Source organism: Bacteroidota bacterium (assembly GCA_034723125.1).
In the GTDB taxonomy this organism is placed as follows: Bacteria; Bacteroidota; Bacteroidia; order CAILMK01; family JAAYUY01; genus JAYEOP01.
The window spans coordinates 1-1,177 of record JAYEOP010000040.1 but is presented as its reverse complement, the minus strand read 5'-3'; the positions used below and the strand labels follow the sequence as shown (position 1 = coordinate 1,177).

Below are 1,177 nucleotides of genomic sequence, written 5' to 3'. Positions count from 1 at the left end.
TTTTCTATAAATCCTTTTGTATCTTTAGCTCTTGCAACTTTTGTTGTTGATGCTTCTCCAAGCATTGAAAAAATCAATTCAAGGTCAGTCATGTGGTCTCGAAGATTTTGTCTTTTCAATCCTTTTACTTCTCTGTATTCAGAAGGAGTTAGACCAAATGTAGCTTTAGATATTTCTGCTGTTAAAATTGCATATTCAATTCGTTCTTTTACACCTCGTTTTTCCCATTCGTCTGTTAATTCATCACGAATAGCGATACTTCGCATTCTTTTTTCTATCCATTTATCTGAATAACCTTTGGATTTATAAATCTCTCTTGTCCGTTTTGATGCTAATTCAGGATTTTCTATTTCTTCAAGTCTTTCATATCCTACTTTAGCAAGCCATCTTTTGAATGGTTCAGCTTTTGGTGAAGGAATTGATTGAATTAATCGTAAAAGTCCTTCTGCATTAGCACAATTAACCTTTTGCTTGCCACCTGCTGTTTCGATGAAAAGGGGGGTGACAATTTGTCCCCACCCTTTTGCAAGTTCTTTGTCTCGTTTCCTGATTTTTTTTAAATAATCTGAAGGATTAGTACTATCCGTCAAAACTGCGGTAACATCAGAAACAGCAAAATACCATTTTTTATCTTCATCATTCCAAACCGAACGAATTTGCTTACTTTCAAAAAGTTTTATATTTGACATTGATATTATTTAAATTGTATCAACAAAGATAAAACAAAGACATAAAAGTCAGATTTAAAATACTGCTTATTTCTTTATTATCTTTTCTGATAACAAAATATTTCCGTAATATATTTTATTAAAAAACTTAGTGGAAGTAAAAAATTGCGGATGAAAAAAGAAAAGTAAAATTAGTTAAAAAAGAACCTCCTATTAAAGAGTGAGTATACTTCAAATAAGAGGTTCTAATTATACTAAAACTACATGACAAAGCTACAACAAAAAATATCAAAAACCAAAATAAATAAAAAAAATTTCATACTCCTCTTGGTAAACTTGGTAAATAATGGCAAAATATTCATTATTATTTTTTTTATTGTCCTAAAAAAGTAAATTTTTTTTTGAGCAAAGCAGAAATGTCCTTATATTTGACAAAAATTAAAGGGGGGTTAGAGTTATTAGACATACTGTCGTTAAGTATAATTTGGCTATTAAAAGTTGAATAAAAG

General features: G+C 29.4%; 1 protein-coding gene. It reads right to left on the bottom strand.

What is annotated here, in order from left to right:
* Positions 1-689, bottom strand: a 689-nt coding sequence (locus U9R42_01425; protein ID MEA3494675.1) for a Bro-N domain-containing protein, incomplete at its 3' end; no start/stop codon positions are given.
* Positions 690-1,177 lie beyond the last annotated feature (488 nt).